Below are 19,838 nucleotides of genomic sequence, written 5' to 3'. Positions count from 1 at the left end.
CGCAGGCCAGATTCATGCAATCAAAACAAGGTTGGCAAGACTGCGGCAGGCTGGGGCATGCCGGTTCGGGCGTCATCACCAAAAATAATGCAGGAGTAGCACTCATGGACAAACTGGGGCTATTTGACCAGTTCTTTTATAAAGCGGATCAATATCAGGTTATTAGCGCCGTGATGGGCGGTGCTTCTATTCTGGAGCCCGCCATTGCCGGTGACAAGTTGGATGCAGACGCTATTGCGGGGCATCTGGCTAACCGTCTAGGTAGCATCGGGCTGTTACGTAACTGCTTTATTCAAGACCCACTGCGGCTGGGTACTGTGCATAAAATGGAGGACCCTGATTTTGATATCTGGGACCACATATTTGTCGAGACACTGCCGGCGCCCGGTGAGTATCCGCAGCTTGCCCAGCGGCTGGCGGAGCTTTCTGCGGTGCCACTCACGCTGTCACAAATGTGGCGCTGGACCATTATCGACGGACTTGCCGGTGGCAAGCTGGCGGTAATGTGCAACATTCACCACGCGGTAGCTGACGGGGTAGGCTTGGTAGAAGCCCTGTCCTCAATGTATGACGCAGAGCCGGTGACACCTGAGCCGCTAGTGACCAGTGTGCGCGACATTGTGGTGCCTCCAGGCCCTATGCGCCTATTGGGTCAGGCTCTGGTTGAATCCGGAGAGCGCCTGCTGCTGAAAACGCCACGTTTTGTTTTGCAAAACACCGGCCCTATTCTGGGTGCCTTCGGCACGGGTGTTCGCGATTTTCTGGAGTCCGATAGAGAGCTTGCCGGGCCACTGATGCCAGATGTTAAACCGACATCTCTTAATATCAGCAAGTATTCCGACACTCGTTCGGTTAGCTGGAAAACCCTGTCTCTGCCCGATATCAAGCTAGTAGCCCGTCATTTTGATGTGACGGTCAATGACATGGGTCTGTTTCTCTACGCGTGCGCTATGGAGAGCTACTTTGATTCACGTGGTGAGCAGGTAGATTTTGATCTGTGGTGTGGCGTGCCAGTGAGCACGCGCTCGGATACCTCGGGTACCGGCGGTAATCAGGTGACCGCTGGCAGATTGTGCCTGCACAACACCATTAGTGACCCGGTGGCCCGGTTGCAGGCCATTCACAACGATGCGCTGGAACTCAAAGAGTTCACGCGCCCCCGGGACCCGGTAGTAGACGTTGGTGAGCTGGCGGATTTGATCTTCCCCATTGCTCTGGACGCCAGCCTGTATCTGGCGGGGCGTTTTGAACTGCTGGCCCGCTTTAGCGATAAAATGACCTTGGCTAACGCCTTGTTTAGCAATGTACCGGGACCACGGCAGCCGGTCTATGTGGCTAACGGGTTGATGAGCGAGAGTATTCCCATGATCCCTGCGGTTGATATTCTCGCGGTTAGCGGCGGCATTACGTCTGTGCACAAGACGATTACTTTGGGTTTTCATTGTGATGGTGCAGTGGTAAGCGATCCCGACGTATTTGTTACAGGATTGGAGCAGGGGCTGAAGGCGTTGCGTGTCGCCGCCGGGCTGGAGCAACCGGTGCGTAAAAAGACTGCGGTGAAATCTCGCGTGGACAGAAAACTCAAGCCGGCCGCAAAAAATAAGACCGCAGCCAGGAAAAAACCGGCGGTAAAAAGAAAAGCAGTGACCAGCAAGAAGCCATTGGCAAAGCCAAAAGTAGCCGCTAGGAAAAAGCCACTACGGGAAAAATCAGTTGCCAATAACTCAGGAGCAGGCTCATGAGCACCACGGCCCGGAGTTTTAATTTAGCTGATCTGTTCGAATCCGTCGCCAGCGCTGTGCCTGCACGCACCGCGATTGTCAGTGAGGAGCGGCGGCTAACGTATCAACAATTGGATGAGCGCGCCACGCGCCTGGCCAGTTGCTGGCAGGCTCAGGGAATAGGGCGCAACGATCATATCGGTCTGCAATTGCGCAATGGTAGCGAGTACATGGAGTGTATGTTGGCTGCCTACAAATTGCGTGCGGTGCCCATTAATATTAATTTCCACTATGTCGAAGGCGAGCTGGCTTATCTTTATCAGGATGCCGACATGGTCGCGCTGGTTACTCATCAGTCGTTTGCGGCGCGGGTGGCGCAGGTCACCCCAGACATAGAGGCATTGCGCCTGGTGTACGTGGTTGCCGATGGTTCGGGGAAGGAGGGTAATGCTGATTACCTGGACTACGAATCAGCCCTGGCTGGCGGGGCTGCCGATAGAACCTTCCCACCGCGAGATTCCGATGATATCTATATCGTTTACACCGGTGGTACCACGGGAATGCCGAAGGGTGTGATGTGGCATCATCGAGATATCTTTTTTGCTGCTATGGGCGGGGGTGATGTGCAGCAGACTGAAGGCCCTATCACAGCTCCTGAGCAGCTGGTGGAGCGTATTGGAGATGAGCCTCTGGTGATATTGCCGACTCCGCCCTTTATGCACGCAGCGGCTCAGTGGAGCGCGTTTACCGCACTGCTTAGCGGCGGCAAGATTGTGATTCCATCACGCGGCAAGTTTATTGCCGAGGATATCTGGCAGGCGGTCAACGACGAGGGTGTGTCGATGATGGTGATTGTGGGTGATGCCATGGCTAATCCATTGATCGACTGTCTGGCCGTACATCCGGAGCGTTGGGATACTTCTGCGCTGCTAGTAGTAGCCTCTGGTGGTGCGCTGTTCTCGCCCGCAACCAAAGAGCGGTTATTGGCGCTGACACCCGGCACCATGATTCTGGATGGACTGGGTTCGTCGGAGACCGGTCTGATGGGCAGCAAGGTCAGCGCCCGTGGTGCGCCTGACGACGATGAACCGCGCTTTATGGTGAATCCCCATATGACCGTACTGGACGAAGACAACCAGTCCATTAGCCCGGGCTCTGGCAAGATGGGTTATTTGGCGCGCAAAGGTCATGTACCCATTGGCTATTACAACGCACCGGAGAAATCTGCCGCGACTTTTGTGGTCGTGGATGGAGAGCGTTGGGCGATACCCGGTGACCTCGCTACCGTACTGGCCGATGGCAGCATATTCCTGCACGGCCGGGGCTCCGTGAGTATCAATACCGGAGGTGAGAAAGTGTTTCCGGAAGAGGTGGAATCACGCGTTAAAGAACACGATGACATTCTCGATGTGGTTGTGGTTGGTCTGGACGATGAGCGCTACGGCGAGAAGGTGGTTGTTGTATGTCAGACACGCAGCGGCGAAGCAATGTCGCTGGAGCACCTCCGAGAGTTTTGTCGCAGCCGCCTGGCCAACTACAAAATGCCGCGAGAGGTTGTCTGTCTGGCCGCTATCAAGCGTTCGCCTGCAGGCAAGGCAGATTACCCTTGGGCCAAGCAAGCCGCGCTGGAAGCGCTGGAATAAGCGGAGCGCTGCGCAATGTACAGGTTACATGGACAGGACGCCGCCTGGTTGTATCGGGAGACACTCACCACCCCGATGCACACCCTGAAAATATTTCTGGTGCGGCTGGGGGAGGACGCGGTACTTGATTTTGATTCGGTGCACGCATCGATTCCGCGGTTGTTGCACGAGGTTCCAATGTTGCGCCAGCGACCGGTGTTTGTGCCGTTCGGTTTACATCATCCGGTGATGATAGAAGACCCCGAGTTTGATCTCGACTATCACCTTAATCGTGCTGCACTACCGGCGCCCGGTGGGCAGGCAGAGCTGGAAGATGTTATCGCGCATATTGCCAGCCACCCGCTCGACCAGACCCGCCCGCTGTGGCAGTTCTGGGTGATTGAAGGTTTGCAAGATGGGCGTATTGCACTGGTGCAGAAGATACATCACACGCTGGCCGATGGCATGGCCTCCGTTAACTTCATTATGCGCGTTTGGCAGAGCGGTTATCATCAGCCCGATTCAGTGGCACCAGCGTGGCAGCCGGAGGCCATTCCCTCCAAAGGGCGTCTGTTCTGGGACGCGGTCTATGACCATATTAAATACGACATTGGTAATCTACCGTCGTTTTTTCGCGCCCTGTATCGAGGTAGTTTGGCCATTAAAAAAGTTGCCGATCCCGCCACATCACCGACGTTGATGAGCATTAATGGCGACCTGCCGCAGGCGCCCTGGAATCGTGCGTTGTCTTCACGTCGAAGCTTCGCCATGGCGCAGTTTGATCTGGATCGACTTAAGACTCTAAAAAGCCAACTACAGGGCACGCTCAATGATGTGGTGCTGGGTATGGTGGCGGGCAGTCTGCGGGCCTACTTGCAGCAGCATGATCAGCCTTTTAATGAAGCGCTGTTGGCGACGATTCCGGTATCCCGCGAACCCGGCGCCAGTGATCGTGAGTCGGGCAATTCGACTGCGGTGACTACTACGCTATTACACATTCAGATTGACGATCCGGTAACACGCTACGAAGCTATTCGCGCTACCAGCGAGATAGGTAAGGCTGAGCTGGAAGTAGTGGGGCGTGACACCTTCGGCCTGATGGCGCATTACGTGCCACCGTTGATTCAGCAGGCTACCGCTCATCGCGCTTATACCCATCAGGATGCCGATAAGCCAGGCTATCGTCCGCCCGCGAATCTATCTGTTTCCAACGTGCCTGGGCCGCGCACGCAGTTTGAAGCATTGGGCAATGTGGTTGAGGACTTGTACTCGGCGGGCCCGCTGGTGGAAGGTATTGGTTTAAACATCACTCTTTGGAGCTACGCCGGCCATGTCAATTTCACTATGGTAGGGTGTATGAAACTGTTGCCCGACGTTCAGCTGATAGCTGACGGCCTGGAACAGGCACTGCTGGAGCTGGAAGCGGCGACGAAAGCGGCGGGCTGAACGTCAGTTTGCTGCGGCGCGCACCCGATAGATTGCACGTAGCATTATGGTTATCACCGGTTGGCTATTGTCGGCATTAAAAGCGTTAACTTCCACGTCGACAAACTCGTGTCCTTTGCGTGAGAACAAGTCAGTAATGGTGCACTCGACAGTGAGCCTGGTATTAGGTTTTACTGCTGCATAATTCCAGGATTGAGTTTGCATATGTATCCAGGGATTCATGCTGACATTGTCGGCCAGCACCCAGTTGCTCAGGCCTAGCAAAAACGCAGTATTGGCAAAGCCGGGGCCGGTGCTCGTGGGTGCATGGCTTGGTGCCATGGCTGCTGCGTTTTTGAGATAGCTTTCCATCTCTACCCCTGCACGCCAATTGATAGCCAGTGCCGACATGCCGTGTTTGCGCATCTCATACATTGTTGCCGGTATCGCTGTCGGCGCCGTACTGTCTGGCTGTAGCAACGTATCGCCGCGCAAAATAGGCGCTGGACGCTGATGGTCACGGTAGACTTCTGCACTGGCAGTTACCGTGCCGCCTGCGTCTGTCAGCGTCGCTTGATAGCCCGAGTCTGTGACGTTATCTAATGCTACAGCGAAGCTGTCACCATCGTAGGTCGGGTTGAGGATGCTTACCTTTGCACCGCCGTGTTCTAGCCAGTCGAGCCCCCATGCTGCGACCGCTGGATGGGTCAGATAGGCCGATACAGTGACCCCGGGAACCAGACCTCCGCGAAAGCCATAGCTGCGCGCCATCGCGTCGCTGTGAATTTCATTGGCGGACTGCGGTGAGGTGTTAAATGCCGTGCCTTTCCAGTTGCAGGGTTTAGTCACTGTGATTTCCTGTGCAATAAGCAGTGTTCGACTATTGAGAGTGTTTCGAGTCAGTTACGATGGTACTGTTTCGGTGAAGGTTTCGCTATCAGCTACAAACCGTGAGTTGGCAGTGGGGTTCCCAGCATTCTAGTCCACGGCAACTTTGTGCTGCCGGTTAGTGAAGGCACCACCGTTACTGCTGACATTGCCTTCTACGACTTTTTCCTACTGTCAGATTACAAAGTCATTGAGCACTGGGATACTAGTGAGGCAATTGCGCCGCAATCTTCGTGGAAGAACGACAATGGAAAATTCTAGTTCAGATAGCTTCAACTGTTGCTTTGAAAATCTGACTTGCGCCCAAAATTATTAGGAGAAAGATAACTATGCCATCGACAGCACGGGAACTCATTGAGCAGTTCTGGGAAATACAAAACGCAGGGGATTACACGCGGTTGATAGAGCTTTTTTCTGATGACGCTGTACTGGAGGATCCGCTCTATGGCACGGTCGTCGGCAAAAAGAATATTGCTGTGTTTATGCAGACTATGAACGAGGCGACTGCGGAGCAGCAGGTGCACTTTGAGGCGCGTGAGATCTGCGGTGGTACCGATGCGGCCTGGTGCAAATGGGAAGCGATGATGCCTGACCGCAGCGTTGAAGGGTGTGGCATCTATAAAGTTGCAGACGGTAAGCTCACCTATTATCGAGACTACTATGACACTAGCGCCTTTAAACAGGCGCCCAACAACTAGCAGTGGCGATGGCTTCAGTGTCGAGGTGGTGTCAGCTTTTCTTGCTTTCGCGTTGCTGCCACCAAGGTTGCTATCTGGAATCTACTTGAAATATAGTCAGGTTAACTCCATTAGTCCCGTTGCGCTCAACAGGAGCAGCTTCCATGTTCGATTTGAAGATTACCAATGCAACTATCGTCGACGGTTCGGGCCAGTCCGCGTTTCAGGGTGCGGTAGGTGTTAAGGACGGACTGATTGCTGAAGTAGGGGATAACCTCGGGCCGGCCACGCGAGAATTTGATGCGCGGGGGCAATTGCTTACGCCGGGGTTTGTAGACATTCATACCCATTACGACGGCCAGGTTTGTTGGGACAAACACCTGACGCCCAGTTGCTGGCACGGCGTGACTACCACGGTCATGGGTAATTGCGGGGTGGGCTTTGCGCCGGTTCGCGCCGGCGATGAAACGCGACTTATCGAACTCATGGAGAGCGTGGAAGACATTCCTGGCTCCGCCTTGGACGAAGGCATCCCCTGGGGTTGGGAAAGCTATGCAGAATACCTGGACGCGATCGATACCCCATACGTGATGGATGTTGGCTCTCAGGTGCCGCATGTGGCGGTGCGCCGTTACGTGATGGGCGATCGCTGTTATGACGACTCTACAGATGCGGATATCGCCAGCATGGCAAGCCTGACCAGGGAGGCGCTTAAGGCTGGCGCTATGGGTTTTTCCACTTCGCGGTTTTACGGTCACCTCGACAAGGACGGCAAACACGTACCCGGAACACACGCCGCGGCCAAGGAAATGCTGGCATTGGGCAACGCCTTCAAGGGGCTGGACCACGGCACCATCGAGATCATCACCGATTACCTGGAAGATGATGCTGAGTTGGACTGGATCGAGGCGATTATTCGCAATACGGGGCGCCCGGTTACAGTATTGACAGTGCCAAAGCCCGAGTTGAAAATCTGGGCACTGGCAGATCGACTCCGGCAGGATGGCCTGGAGTTTCGTCCCCAGGTAGGAGCCCGTCCTGCATCTATCCTGATGAGTTTGGAGGGCACCATCAACCCGCTGGCGATTTTCCCCAGCTACAAGGCTATTCATCACTTGCCGCTGGGCGAGCGTATAGCGCACCTGCGCGACCCCGAGTTTCGCGAGAAAATACGAACGGAGCAGCCGGTCCACCACCGCAATGCCGATGCCCGGCGCTTCACCAGCAGCTATGAGCAGATGTACCCCTTGGATGAAGCGCTGTCATACGAGCCTGCCGCAAGCGACAGTATAATGGGCGTTGCCGAGCAGCGTGGCGAGCACCACTTGGATGTGCTCATGGATACGCTGGCTGAGCAGCGGCAGATACTCTTTTTCTTCAGCGGGTATGACGGCGATCTCAGCCCATTTTTTGACGCCATTGCGCGCGACGATAGTGTGTTCGGTCTATCCGATGGCGGCGCTCACTGCGGGGTGCTGTGCGATGCTAGCGCACCCACCTACCTGTTGAGTTATGTGGCTCGCGACCGGGCGGAGAAGCTGCCGGTGGAATTGATTGTCAATCGTATGACTCGCAATACTGCAAGTCTGTATGGGCTTAATGATCGAGGTTTGATCGCGCCTGGCTACCTTGCTGACATGAACATTATCGATTTCGAGGCCTTGTCATTACTAGCCCCGGAAATGGTTTATGATCTGCCGAGCGAGGGTAAGCGGCTTATTCAGAAGGCACGCGGTTATACCGCTACCATCAAGCGCGGCGAGTTCACGTTTGAGAACGGTGAGGCCACAGGGGCTATGCCAGGAAGGCTGCTGCGTGGCGGTGCAGACTGCTCCTGAAGGAGAGACATGGCGATTCGGGGTCGCTTTGGTGGAGCAGTATGCTTGCCAGCAACGCAGTTAGTGTTCCCAATGACTATTGATCAAGCGCTGCCTCGAACGTTTTTGCCAGCCGAAAGTTGATCACTCGAAGCGGGATGCTCTTGGAAACATTTTGGCGCTCGGCCAGCGCCAGTAGGTCATTGTAGCTAAGATGCACGTTTCCCTGTTCGTCTTGCCATACCAGAAACTTCTGACAAAATGCATCCAAGCCCAGTGTCAGAGCCTTCTGCATCGCAGCGGCCCCAGGCGCGGGCGCGCCGAATAGTATCAGAGTGGTTGGTCGCAGTTCTAAGCTGTTGGCGCGTGCACTTTTTTGATAGTCGACCTCGCCAAATACAACAGTATCGTCCTGCGCGTTTATGGCGGCTTTAATAAGCTCTATAGTCTTAGCAAAATTGTAAGGGCTGCTAATGGTTACCATCCCGTCTGGCTGCATGGAATTGTCGGAAAATGCAGTGCGTGAAGTTGCGGGGATTCCCGCCAGTACCTGTTCGTAGGCTTTGTCATGGGCGGTGCGTAACGCACTGTTTTCCGCCAGCGAGTACCGAGAGAGCAAATAGTCAAATTCGTTATAAATAGCTTTCGCGACTCCCGGTTTTTCCTCGTAGGCCAGTACTCTCAGCGGGAGATCTACCGCCAGCAACTGGTTTTGTTGTAGCAAGTTAGTTTCTAAGGCAGCATCGGAAAAAATAATCACTCGCGCGGGAGGCATGACTGCTCCGGTTTCCGCCGCCATTCGGGAATGGTCAATATCCGCAACCAGACTCAGTCGCGGCAGCGAAGCCACCGCGCTAGTAACCTGAATGATCAGCTCATCAACCGGCGCGTAGCGTTGCTCTGTCAACGGTTCGCTTTCGCCGCAGGCTGATAGCCCGACAGTCATGAAAATGGCGACAATAAGATTGCCGCTAGAAGGTACGGGTGGCTTACGCATAGTGTGACTCGATGAAAATTTCAGGGCCAGTTTTCAGCGGCTGCTTAACGGGATCACGGGTTACGCTTGTTCCAGCAGAATTTTGGTGACAGCCTCGCCAACCGCGTGAGCGCTAGCGGGGTTCTGTCCGGTAATGACGCGATCGTCCTCAACCACAAATACGCCCCAGGGTTGAACCTTGCTGTATCGCGCAGAGTTGCGGGTGAGAGCTTCCTCCAGCAAAAATGGGATATCGTTGATAGTTCCAAAATCGATTTCTTCTTCACGGGTAAATCCGGTCACCGACTTATCGCTGAGTAGCTTTTGGCCATTGCTGAGGGTAATAGGTAGCAGGCCCGCAGGGCCGTGACATACCGCTGCCAGAATTCCACCGTTTTCATAGTGCGTGGCGCTGAGCAGGGCAAAATCTTCATTGCTGGCCAGGTCCGATAGCAAGCCAAAGCCACCGGGGTAAAAGATAGCGTCGTAATCAGCAATCGCCACCTGAGATAGCTCCATCGTATTGGCCAAACGCGTTTGAAATTCTGCATTGTTCAGTATCGCGTCGTTAACGGCGTCGCCTTCAACATCAGTGCCATAGAGCGGTGCCTTGCCGCCTTTGATCGAAGCGAGATCGTATTCAAAGCCCGCCTCTAGAAACACGTGCAGAGCATGTGTCAGCTCTGGTGCATAGGTGCCATTGGCTTGATTAGTGTCGCCTAGTGTGGCGTGGTTGGTCACTGGAATTAGAATCTTTTTCATTATCGATATCCGTCGTTGCATAATTAGGTCGCTTGGCTCGCGCAGCCACGCATCCTAATGGAACCGGGCTGAGTCAACAATCTGAAAATTTCACCAATAGCCTTCGAGATCAGACCATTGACTACTGTGTTTGATGTTCTTGCACTGACCTCAATTCCAGGTTGTTGCCGGCAATGTCCTTGATATAGATCGAGCGTCCCATGCCCTGAGCGCCGTAGCGCTCGGCGAAACCCCTGCAAGCTACACCTTTGGAACGCAGGTAGTCGATCAAGGCCTGTTCCTCAAAGGCTTCAATCTGCAGGCAGAAATGGTCCACATTGTTGCCGGTTTGTCGCGGCGCTTCACCGCCCTTGAGGCCCAATGTGGCCTTAACATCGACGATGTCTATGAGCGCATTACCGGCCCGTAACTGGGTCAGACCAAGTTCGGCTTCAGTTTCCCGTTCTATGGTGCAACCAATAACCTGGCAGTAAAAATCAACCAGCTCCTGCACGTACTCAGTACGTAGCACAATATGGTCTATAGCAACTGGCTTGATCATGGTTTCGTCTCCTGCGTCATCAACCGCATTCTCAGTGTAGGGTGATCAGGCTGAGACCTCTACACTGCCGTAGAATGCGACCATGCCCGCTATTTCGCTGGCGCCGTCCTTGGGGGTGTCGTAATGCCAGGCAGCGTCCGTGTTGGTTTTGCCGTCTACGGTAATAGAGTAGTAGTTGGCGTCGCCTTTCCACGGGCAATGGGTGGTCTTGCTGCTCTCCTGAAAATACTCTTTTACAATAGAGTCGCGTGGGAAGTAATGATTGGACTCTACTACAACGGTAGCATCGCTCTGCGCTAAAACTGTGCCATTCCATACTGCCTTCATCTGTATCTCCTTTGCGGCCGTTATTGATGTCAGGCCAGCCATCTGTGGTACGCAGGGTCGCGTCAAGAACGCATGATAAGAGGGTTTTGCGGCGATAAAAACCCCCGTGTATAGGTTGGACCATGGATTGTCGCCAAGCGGATGGTCCACAAAGCTTCGGCTGCTGTTACTGCCATCAGCGTGTTATTGTAAGGAGTATAGAGCGTGCTTTCAGCTTTTAGCTGTCCGCTGCATTTGGAACAGGATTGATGATTATGAGCATTCACAATGCCGCGCAGCAACTGCGCCAAGCCATTCGTTCCGGGCAGCATAAGGGCAACACTTCAGGCTTGGCGGGCGGCCATGTGCAGTGCAATCTGATGATTCTGCCCGAGGACTGGGCGATGGAGTTTATGGGTTTCTGTCACCAGAATCCCAAGCCCTGCCCACTGATAGCGATGTCGGAGCCGGGCTCGCCGCTGTTACCTGCATTGGGCTCAGACCTGGATGTGCGCACTGATGTACCCAGTTATCGAGTGTTTGAAAATGGAGAGCAGGTTGCGGCGGTAGACAACCTGATGGACCATTGGCGCGACGATCTGGTGGTATTTGCGATTGGCTGCTCGTTCTCCTTTGAAGAGGCTCTGCTGGCAGCAGGGCTGGAGATTCGCAATATTGCCGAGGGTAAAAACGTCCCCATGTATCAGACCGATATTGCCTGTGCAGGCAGCGGTCGGCTGCACGGCAATATGGTTGTGAGTATGCGCCCGTTTGCCGCTGCAGACGCCATTCGTGCCATCCAGATAAGCAGTCGATTTCCTTCAGTACACGGTGCCCCGGTCCATCTCGGTAATCCGCAGCTAATTGGAATCGATGATATCGCGTTGCCGGATTACGGCGACGCGGTGACGGTAGGGCAAGATGAACTGCCGCTGTTTTGGGGTTGCGGCGTCACGCCACAGAGCATTGTGCAGAGCTCGCGGCCGCCGTTCTGTATATCGCACGGTCCTGGCGACATGCTGGTGACTGATTTACTGAATAGCCAATTAGCGGTGCTTTAAAGCGTAACCCAGATTCTGCTGTACTTAAATTGGCTGCCAAATCTACGCTACTCTGCATCGGTCTCGTTGAGTTTGATGCCACGACCGTCAAGCTGCACTCGCTGCTGCTTGTAGAGCGCCCCTAGGGCTTGTTTAAATACTTTTTTACTGACCCCGAAAATGGACATTATCGCCGCTGGCGAACTCTTATCGTTCAGCATCAGGTAGCCATCGTTCTCCCCCAGAGTCGTCATAATTTGCTCAGCGACGGTATCGATTCGACTTTTTGAGTAGCCCGGTTTTTCAAGACTAAGGTCGGCGCGACCATCGCTGCGAATACGTTTGATGTAACCTTCGAGCTGCATGCCCTTGCGCAGCGGTTGCTGTAGCTCGTTGCTGTACAGCAGCCCCCAGCACTGATGTTCAATAATAGCCTTGTAGCCCAATTCTGTGCGGTCGCCGATGATGAGGGCGACTTGTTGGCCGCTGTTCCAACGGCTGGCGTCATCGTCTACCCAATGGTCCAGTCGCATGCTGCCCGCGAGGCGGCTCTGGTTATCCAGATAGACCCGTACCAAGACTTTCTTTCCCGCCTGCAGCCCACTGGTTTGCTCAGCAAAGGGTATGAACAGGTCCTTCGGGAGTCCCCAGTGTGCGAAAGCCCCGATGTCATTCACTTCAGCAATTTCAAGCCAGGCGACTTCTCCCAGACAGGCCAGCGGTGCCTGTCGCGTTCCCTGCAGCAATCCCTTACTGTCGGGATAAACAAATACATCAACGGTATCGCCGACTTCTTCGCTCGCAGAGCCTTCGGCGTCAAGGATCCTGACGGGCCCAAAACTGCCGCCGTCCAGCAGGAGGCCGTTGTAGGTCTTGTCTTGCACGACAAGCGTGTTGAAATGACCAATTTTAAGCATAGAGACGGTCCGACTGGGCTGCGCAGTCTATCGGGTTTTGGATGGGGCCACTAGCGGTTACCCGGCTTCATGTATGCACCGCACCCCCCACTGGAGAGTGCAGCGAGATAGCTAACTAGCGCCCAAAACGTTTGAATAGCTCTTTACCGGCCCGATCCTTAAGTTCGTTCTCGGCGGCTTTGCTGAAATCTGGTTTGATGCTCAGGTCATGAAAGGGGCCAATGACTTTAATCGGTATGCCAACTCCCTTGGCCTTACCGCCACCTTGACCTTCGATGCTAGTAACCAGTCGCGCTTTGACCACGTAGTCAACCTTGGTGGCAGGTAGGTCCACCTTGCCGGCACCGGTTATCCGTAGTAGCGGGCTTGCCAGGCTGAGGTCGTCATTTATTCCAACCCCGTTGGTAAAGTTGAGGGTACCTTTCATCTCAGAAAAGTCTGTTTGCGCCGCCTCATCAAAACTGGCATTCAGGTTGGCGCCGCCAACATCACCTTTAAGCAGACTCTCGGAACTGCGCAGCATTTGCGCGATATTGGCGCCCGCTACCGCGCCGTCGTTGAAGGCGAAGCCCACGTTCCCGGCCAATTTTTTGATGAATGATTTCTGACTGATACCGTTGGTATTCAAGTTAATGTTAAGTTGCCCGTTCCCCATCAGTTTGTCGAAACCCGCGGCGTCGCGCAATAACGGTTGTGCCTGTATGCCAGTGAGGTCAAAACGGGTGCTGACACGATAGGGCTGGCTAGCGGCATTGAGCGTGATTTGGCCATTGCCGGTGCCCTCGTAGGCCTCGAATTTGGTCAGCTGCACCTTGAGTTTACTGTTCTGCAGCAGCAGCGCTAGTGTAGTCTCACCCAGTTTGATGTCCTGGAACACCAGGCCTGTGGTGCGCAGCTTTATATCGGCATTAACCGCGCCTAGACCAGACAAGTCTATCGTAGTGTCGTCCCAGACTATCGGGGTTGATGCGGCTTCAGCGTCGGCAACCGGCGGTGCGCCTGCTTCGCTGGCAGACTCGTTCGGTAGGTACGGGTTCAAGTCCAGTAAGCCCAAGTCTATATTGGCCTTTACAGCAGGAGTTTCTGCCAGTGTGATCGTACTGGATCCGGTGACTGTCAGTGCATCCAGTGTCAATTTGAGCTGATTCATTGCCAATTGGTCGTTACCAAAACTGATATCAGCACCCAGCGTCAGTTGGTTGAGAGCGTTGTCTTTGCTTTCCATGTCTATTTGTTGCCACGCCATCAACGCTTTCACCGAGTCAGCCTGCAGGTTAAGCGAGCCGGTCAGGCTGGCGTCAGCGGCTATGTTTCCGGCGTAGTCTAGCGTTACTAGTCGCGAGTTTATGCTGGCGGCCATGTCAAACGGTTCACCGCCGAGTATTTTCGCCAGCGTATTGACGGCCAGGCTTAGCTCAAACGTTTCATCCATATAGGTGAGGGCGCCGTTAATCCCTAGTTCTTTATGCAGCGATGGTAGTGTGACTGTCAGCTGCAGATTACTGAGCTGGGTCTCTGCGCCGGTGACCCCATCTCGGTAGGTTAGGCTGCCGTCCTCGATCGCGACTTTCCCTAAGTTGATATCGAACCCAGCGGGCAAAGCCACGCCCCCTTCTGCGGGTGCCTCGGCGGTTGGCTCTGCCGTTGGGCCCAGGTTCCAGTTGCCCATGCCGCCGGCGTCGGTCTCTAGCAGAATGTTGGGCTGTCTGATGACAAAGCGTTCAACACTGAGCTGTCCAGAGAATAGGGCCAGCCACGGTATATGCACATCCAATTGTTGCATCGTGATCATGGCGTCGCGGGTGCCGCCCGTCATATTCGACAGTGAGACATCATTGAGCTGCACCGACAGGCTTGGAAAGACTGATAAGGAAGTGTCTCCCGCAACCGTCAGCTCGCGTCCAGTGGCCGTTTTGACCTCTGCGGCGATTGGCGCGGCGAGATCGTCAACCGAGATAAGCATGGGTATAGCGACGACTGCTGCGATGATCAGGAATACCAGTACGCCGAGTATTGTTGCCAGTGTTTTCATTGATAGGACCGTCCGCGGAACAAAGGAATGTAACGCTAGTGTAGGCCAAGCGGGCTTGGTTTTCACATGACTTTATGTGATTCAAGTGTTGAACGCCTGATTAACCCTTTAGCTTTGCATGCAGAGGGTTGAACTCGACAAAGGTAGCTGCCAGCAGCGAGTAAAGTTTTGTAAAGTGACTGTCGTAGTAAACCGGGTGCCAGCAAAATAATCTGCCTGGTAGTGGGATCATTTCGCTACACTGTACGCAACACGACAGGAGGCGCTCATGCGCATTGGAAAGGTAGCATTAGCTCTATTTCTATTAGCGTTGGCGGGATGTCAATCGCACCCCCAGCCCATCATCGATACCAAAGGTGTTGATATGTCGCGCTATGAATCAGATCTTTCGGATTGTCAAAGTTACGCCGATCAGGTACGCATTGAACAAGGTGTCGCCAAGGGTGCTGTGGCTGGCGGCGCGGTGGGTGGGGCCACTGGTGCGGTATTGGGTGATGCCGGTAAGGGAGCCGGAGTTGGAGCAATAAGCGGAGCTGCGCGTTCCGCGCAAATGGGCGAGCGAGAGAAATCCCAGGTTCTGAAAAACTGTCTGCGTGGTCGCGGGTATCGCGTACTCAACTAAATAGTATGGCGGGGGCGCCGTTCTCCGCCTTCTGCATTTCATTTCATGTCTAGCATTGGTAATCTTGTCACGGTTCCAAATTCTACGTTTTTACATCGACACTGGAGTAATCATGGCCCCCAAGTTTGAAGATCAGGGTGGCATCGCTTCTAGTAACCCCTCTGGCCTGGTTCGCTGGATCGGTTCACGCGTAACTACGCATGTCGCCAGCCAAAAGCGGCGCCAGAATCTATGGCGGCGCGCGGAAAAGCAGCGCGTTAAAAACGATGAACCGCATCAGGTGCATTACTATCATCAGGTCGACGACCCCTATAGCTATCTCGCAGCTCAGTTGCTGGACGCCATTTGTGCTAATTACAAAATTGAACTACAGGTGCATCTGGTTGCGGGGCCTAGCGGCGACAACTCTCCAGAGCCAATACTGCTGCAAAAATACTCTTGCTATGACTGCGCCGCGGTGGCACCTCATTACGGGCTTAAGTTTCCCAGTAAAGCTGACATGCCCAGCGCGCGCAACGTGGATGTCGCCAGCCGGCTTCTGGCGGGCATGTCGCAACCGCAGCGGCGCGAGCTGTTGCCACTGGTGTGTGATGCACTGTGGGAAAACAGTAGCGCACGCTTGGAGCAATTGGCGCAGCGCTACAAAGCCTGTGATCAAGCTGAAGCGTTAGAAGTGATCGGCCAGGGCACTGCGCTGCAGACGCAGCAAGGGCATTATTCTGGCGCCATGTTTTATTATGCGGGTGAATGGTATTGGGGTGTCGACCGACTCTATCACCTTGAAGAGCGCTTATCGGGACTTGGCCTCAGACGTGGTGACGGCCGTAAACTGGTGGCGCCCAGGCCCAAGATAGATTTAGGGCCGCGCTGTGATAGCGGTAGTATGACGCTGGAGTTTTATCCGTCCCTGCGTAGTCCCTATACTTCAATTATTTTTGATCGCACGTTAGCGCTGGCTGAGGCGAGTGGCGTGCGACTGGTATTGCGGCCAGTGCTGCCTATGGTGATGCGCGGGGTTTCACTATCGCGCACCAAAGGGCTTTATATTATCGCAGACGCGGCTCGCGAGGCGCATGCTTTGGGTATTGAGTGGGGGAAAATATTTGACCCTATCGGTACACCGGTAAAACGCGCATACGCTTTGTTTCCTTGGGCACAGACTAATAACAAGGGCGCCGAATTACTCAGTAGTTTTTTGCACGCGGCCTGGTTTGAGGGCGTCAATACAGGCTCTGATCGCGGCTTGCGTAAAGTGGTAGAGCGGGCTGGCCTCGATTGGAAGGAAGCCCAAGCTCATTTGGCTGACACAGATTGGCAAGAGCAGTTTGAAAGCAGTCGGCAAACGATGTATCAAAGCAATATCTGGGGGGTTCCCGCCTATAGGCTTTTGGATGGTGACGGTAAAGAGCTGCTAGTGTCCTGGGGACAGGACCGCTTGTGGCTGGTAGCTCGGGTGATTCAGGAGCAGTTGCGTTCTGCACTAGAACAGCATGAGCGACTTGTGCCTTAGCGGCCTAGCCGCTGACGTGCAATTTTAAGCCGGCTTTTGCCAGTACGGTTTTTTCCTGCTTGAGCGACTGCATGGTTTGTGGGTGTTGAACCAGCCAGCCGCTGGGAAACTCCAGGTTTAAGCTGGTGTCTTCAGCGTGCACTCTGAATTCGGGCAAGTATTCCAGTTGCTCAACATATTTGAACAAGCTGGCCAGACGCAGTAAACATATCAGTCTCAGTATGTGCAGCTTGGCCGTCTGTTCCCAGCGAGAAAAGCTGGACGCGGCTATTCCTCGACGGTGGCAGAGTACAAGCAGTGCCAACGTTTCTTGCTCATCCTGGGAAAAACCGGGTAGATCAGAAGCCCTCAATACGTAGGCGCCGTGCTGATTGTATTTCTTGTGTGACATCGCCATGCCGATTTCATGGGTCAGGCTGGCCCAGCGCAGTAGCTTCCAGTCTGACTTATCCAGCTTCCAGCCTTTACGCGTCGCCAGATACAGCACTCTGGCGCGTTGCTGGACCAGTTCAGCCGTAGACTGGTCAACGCCGTAACGCTGGCTAAGGGCCTGAATGCTGCGCTCGCGAACATCCTCGTGAGAAAGTCGCCCGAGCAGGTCATAGAGTACACCTTCGCGCAACGCGCCCGGTGAGGTTCGCATGACTGTTATTTCTAATTCGTCGAACAGTGCCGAGGTGATTGCAGTGCCCGAAAGGATAACGTTACGGCGGTTTTCGGTGAGACCTTCAATGTCAATCTCGTCCAGATTGCTAAAACTCAAGAGTTTCTGCTCCAGTTTGTTCAGACCCTCACGGGTGATTCCTAGTTCGGACCACCCGTGTATCTGCAGTAGCGACTCAATGGCTTGTAGAGTGCCAGAAGAACCGACTGCCTCTTGCCAGTTACCTGCCTGATAGATTCGGCGCACGCGGGACACCTCAAGGCGAGCCGCGGTATAGGCTGATCGATAACGTCTCTTGCTGATTTTGCCGTTGCCAAAATGGCGGCTGTTGTGTGATACACAACCCAGCTGTAGGCTATCCAGCTCGCGTGTCTCAAAGCGCTCGCCGACAATAAACTCGGTGCTGCCGCCGCCGATATCAACGACCAGCCGCGATTGTTTATCATCGGCCAGGCTGTGGGCAACGCCCAGATAAACCAAGCGCGCTTCCTCACGGCCATAAATCACATCCACTGGAGTGCCCAGCAGTCGTTGCGCGGGGCCGGTGAAATCGCGCCGATTACGTGCCTTACGCAATGCGTTGGTGCCGACCACGCGAGTTCTATAGGGTTCGACGCTGTCCAGTACTTGTTTAAATCGAGCCAGACACTCTAGGCCGCGCTCGATGGCTGCGCCGTCCAGCTGACCGTTTTTAAGACCGGCGCCGAGTTGTACTTTCTCCGCCAGGGTTTCAATGACCCGCAGTTCATCGTGTTCAAAGCGGGCGATAATCAGGTGAAAACTGTTGGAACCGAGGTCAAGCGCAGCTAGCGTAGCACCTGCAGGTAGCTCTGATGTGCCGTCACCGTCATTGGTACTGTTTTCAGAAAACATAAGCTCGCGTCGAATCGGGTTTCTGTTATGGTAAAGGAAAAGTTGATGATTGCACGGAGATTCTTTATGCAGCACGCAGTGTCGCGAGTTTTATGCGCAATACTCTGGCTGGGTGCTACTGGCTGGGCGCACGCCGCTGAGCAGTCGCTGTTGCAGCTCTATCAGTATCTGCATGCTAATCCAGAGTTGTCCTATCAGGAGCAAAACACTGCCGCAGTGTACGCCCGCGAGCTAAAAGCGGCTGGCTTTGAAGTGACTGTCGGTGTCGGTGGCGCTGCCGTGCGCGAGCGCCTGCAGGCAAGCGGGGCAACGCTAACGGATACCATTGGCGGCCACGGTGTCGTCGGCGTATTACGCAATGGCGACGGCCCGGTGTTGATGATTCGTGCCGACATGGACGGGCTGCCTGTGGCTGAGCAAACCGGACTTTCCTTTGCCAGTAAGGCTCAGGGAATCGAACTGACCGGCCAGCCGGTTGCGGTGATGCATGCCTGTGGCCACGATATGCATATGGCAGTGGCTATTGGAACTGCACGCGGACTCGCCGCTGAGCGCGACAAGTGGCGTGGCACCCTGGTGATCATCGGACAACCGGCGGAAGAGCGGGGTGCTGGTGCGCGCAGCATGTTGGAAGATGGCCTCTTCGAGCAATTTCCGCGTCCCGATTACAATCTGGCGTTGCACGTTTCGCCGACACTGGCAGCGGGCACGGTGGGCTATGTTTCCGGTTTTATGATGGCCAATGTTGATTCGGTGGACATTACTGTACGCGGAGTTGGTAGTCACGGCGCCTACCCGCATATGGGTAAAGATCCTGTGGTTTTGTCGGCAGCCATTATTACTTCGCTACAGACCCTGGTCTCCCGTGAAATCGCTGCGCTGGAGCCCGCAGTGGTGACAGTCGGTTCCATTCACGGCGGCAGTAAACACAATATTATTCCTGACCGGGTGGACCTGCAGCTTACGGTGCGCTCCTACAGTGATGCGGTACGACAGAAGTTATTGACCGGTATTGAACGCATCGCACTTAACCAGGCGCGTGCACTGGGCTTTGACGAAGACTTGTTGCCCTTGGTAACGGTTAAGCAGGAGTATACGCCGGCACTGTGGAACGATCCGGCATTGGTGGCACGCACGGTCGCCGCGTTTGAACGGGCTCTGGGTGCTGAGCAGGTGCAAGCGGTGGAAAAAGTTATGGGCGGTGAGGATTTTGCCCGCTACGGACGTACTGAGCCGCGTATACCGGGCTTCATGTTTCGGCTTGGGACGGTATCGCCACAACGTTATGCTCAGGCTCAGGCGGGCGATTTGGCCCTGCCTTCTCTGCATTCGCCGTTTTTCTATCCCGATGTGGAACCGACACTGGCTACCGGTGTTAGCGCTATGACAGCCGCCGCCCTGGAGTTACTCCGCTGAATTCCGCTGAGGTCGTGCGGCCAGTGGGG

Annotated in this window: 18 protein-coding genes; 10 read left to right on the top strand and 8 right to left on the bottom strand. The window is 54.6% G+C overall.

From position 1 onward, the window contains the following. The first annotated feature begins 14 nt into the window (after nucleotides 1-14). The 3 genes from EYC98_RS14245 to EYC98_RS14235 are packed head-to-tail and all read left to right on the top strand — an operon-like array spanning nucleotide 15 to nucleotide 4,789. Nucleotides 15-1,742 (top strand): wax ester/triacylglycerol synthase domain-containing protein, encoded by a 1,728-nt coding sequence (locus EYC98_RS14245; protein WP_279246008.1) that lies wholly within the window; start codon nucleotides 15-17, stop codon nucleotides 1,740-1,742. Continuing rightward, nucleotides 1,739-3,364 (top strand): acyl-CoA synthetase, encoded by a 1,626-nt coding sequence (locus tag EYC98_RS14240; protein ID WP_279246007.1) that lies wholly within the window; start codon nucleotides 1,739-1,741, stop codon nucleotides 3,362-3,364. Before EYC98_RS14245 ends, EYC98_RS14240 begins: the two co-directional genes overlap by 4 nt. Before the next feature lie 15 nt (nucleotides 3,365-3,379). Beyond that, entirely contained in the window at nucleotides 3,380-4,789 is a 1,410-nt protein-coding gene (locus EYC98_RS14235) for a WS/DGAT/MGAT family O-acyltransferase (protein WP_279246006.1), read from the top strand. A 3-nt stretch (nucleotides 4,790-4,792) separates the two neighbouring features. Here the strand turns inward: EYC98_RS14235 and EYC98_RS14230 are convergent, their stop codons facing one another. Next, nucleotides 4,793-5,617 (bottom strand): hypothetical protein, encoded by an 825-nt coding sequence (locus EYC98_RS14230; protein WP_279246005.1) that lies wholly within the window; start codon nucleotides 5,615-5,617, stop codon nucleotides 4,793-4,795. Nucleotides 5,618-5,764: 147 nt separating this feature from the next. On the opposite strand from EYC98_RS14230, the gene EYC98_RS14225 reads away from it, so the two are divergent. The 3 genes from EYC98_RS14225 (at nucleotide 5,765) to EYC98_RS14215 (ending at nucleotide 8,171) form a co-directional block, all read left to right on the top strand. Beyond that, on the top strand, nucleotides 5,765-5,917 hold the full coding sequence (locus tag EYC98_RS14225; protein WP_279246004.1) for a hypothetical protein: 153 nt from the start codon (nucleotides 5,765-5,767) through the stop codon (nucleotides 5,915-5,917). Between the two features lie 68 nt (nucleotides 5,918-5,985). Beyond that, entirely contained in the window at nucleotides 5,986-6,354 is a 369-nt protein-coding gene (locus EYC98_RS14220) for a nuclear transport factor 2 family protein (RefSeq protein ID WP_279246003.1), read from the top strand. A gap of 143 nt (nucleotides 6,355-6,497) precedes the next feature. Then, complete coding sequence (locus EYC98_RS14215) at nucleotides 6,498-8,171, top strand: N-acyl-D-amino-acid deacylase family protein (protein WP_279246002.1); 1,674 nt, start codon at nucleotides 6,498-6,500, stop codon at nucleotides 8,169-8,171. Between the two features lie 76 nt (nucleotides 8,172-8,247). Here the strand turns inward: EYC98_RS14215 and EYC98_RS14210 are convergent, their stop codons facing one another. The 4 genes from EYC98_RS14210 to EYC98_RS14195 all read right to left on the bottom strand — a co-directional run bounded on the left by EYC98_RS14210 (nucleotide 8,248) and on the right by EYC98_RS14195 (nucleotide 10,756). Next, entirely contained in the window at nucleotides 8,248-9,147 is a 900-nt protein-coding gene (locus EYC98_RS14210; protein WP_279246001.1) for a DUF302 domain-containing protein, read from the bottom strand. A gap of 60 nt (nucleotides 9,148-9,207) precedes the next feature. After that, entirely contained in the window at nucleotides 9,208-9,888 is a 681-nt protein-coding gene (locus tag EYC98_RS14205) for a type 1 glutamine amidotransferase domain-containing protein (protein WP_279246000.1), read from the bottom strand. Nucleotides 9,889-10,009: 121 nt separating this feature from the next. Beyond that, nucleotides 10,010-10,429 (bottom strand): VOC family protein, encoded by a 420-nt coding sequence (locus EYC98_RS14200; RefSeq protein ID WP_279245999.1) that lies wholly within the window; start codon nucleotides 10,427-10,429, stop codon nucleotides 10,010-10,012. A 45-nt stretch (nucleotides 10,430-10,474) separates the two neighbouring features. Then, the gene (locus tag EYC98_RS14195) at nucleotides 10,475-10,756 is read right to left on the bottom strand and encodes a DUF427 domain-containing protein (protein WP_279245998.1); all 282 of its coding nucleotides are present in this window, start codon (nucleotides 10,754-10,756) and stop codon (nucleotides 10,475-10,477) included. 254 nt (nucleotides 10,757-11,010) lie between these two features. Between EYC98_RS14195 and EYC98_RS14190 the strand changes: the two genes are divergently transcribed. Then, a complete protein-coding gene (locus EYC98_RS14190; RefSeq protein ID WP_279245997.1) occupies nucleotides 11,011-11,796 on the top strand; it encodes a putative hydro-lyase in 786 nt (261 codons plus the stop codon). A gap of 47 nt (nucleotides 11,797-11,843) precedes the next feature. Here EYC98_RS14190 and EYC98_RS14185 read toward each other — a convergent pair whose 3' ends face one another. Together EYC98_RS14185 and EYC98_RS14180 are read right to left on the bottom strand one after the other, a co-directional pair. Beyond that, nucleotides 11,844-12,692 (bottom strand): CvfB family protein, encoded by an 849-nt coding sequence (locus EYC98_RS14185; RefSeq protein ID WP_279245996.1) that lies wholly within the window; start codon nucleotides 12,690-12,692, stop codon nucleotides 11,844-11,846. Nucleotides 12,693-12,807: 115 nt separating this feature from the next. Continuing rightward, entirely contained in the window at nucleotides 12,808-14,724 is a 1,917-nt protein-coding gene (locus tag EYC98_RS14180; RefSeq protein WP_279245995.1) for an AsmA family protein, read from the bottom strand. 268 nt (nucleotides 14,725-14,992) lie between these two features. Here EYC98_RS14180 and EYC98_RS14175 point away from each other — a divergent pair, with 268 nt between their 5' ends. Further along, complete coding sequence (locus EYC98_RS14175) at nucleotides 14,993-15,346, top strand: glycine zipper family protein (RefSeq protein ID WP_279245994.1); 354 nt, start codon at nucleotides 14,993-14,995, stop codon at nucleotides 15,344-15,346. 112 nt (nucleotides 15,347-15,458) lie between these two features. Beyond that, nucleotides 15,459-16,856, top strand: coding sequence for a DsbA family protein (locus tag EYC98_RS14170; protein WP_279245993.1), 1,398 nt, complete (start codon nucleotides 15,459-15,461; stop codon nucleotides 16,854-16,856). A gap of 4 nt (nucleotides 16,857-16,860) precedes the next feature. Here EYC98_RS14170 and EYC98_RS14165 read toward each other — a convergent pair whose 3' ends face one another. Beyond that, the gene (locus EYC98_RS14165) at nucleotides 16,861-18,393 is read right to left on the bottom strand and encodes a Ppx/GppA phosphatase family protein (protein WP_279245992.1); all 1,533 of its coding nucleotides are present in this window, start codon (nucleotides 18,391-18,393) and stop codon (nucleotides 16,861-16,863) included. A gap of 45 nt (nucleotides 18,394-18,438) precedes the next feature. Between EYC98_RS14165 and EYC98_RS14160 the strand changes: the two genes are divergently transcribed. Continuing rightward, nucleotides 18,439-19,809, top strand: a complete 1,371-nt coding sequence (locus tag EYC98_RS14160; RefSeq protein ID WP_279245991.1) for a M20 metallopeptidase family protein — start codon at nucleotides 18,439-18,441, stop codon at nucleotides 19,807-19,809. The last annotated feature ends 29 nt before the right edge of the window (nucleotides 19,810-19,838 follow it).

Origin of the sequence: Candidatus Litorirhabdus singularis (genome assembly GCF_026262625.1) — a bacterium.
GTDB lineage: Bacteria > Pseudomonadota > Gammaproteobacteria > Pseudomonadales > Halieaceae > Litorirhabdus > Litorirhabdus singularis.
This window is presented reverse-complemented; position numbering and strand designations above follow the sequence as displayed.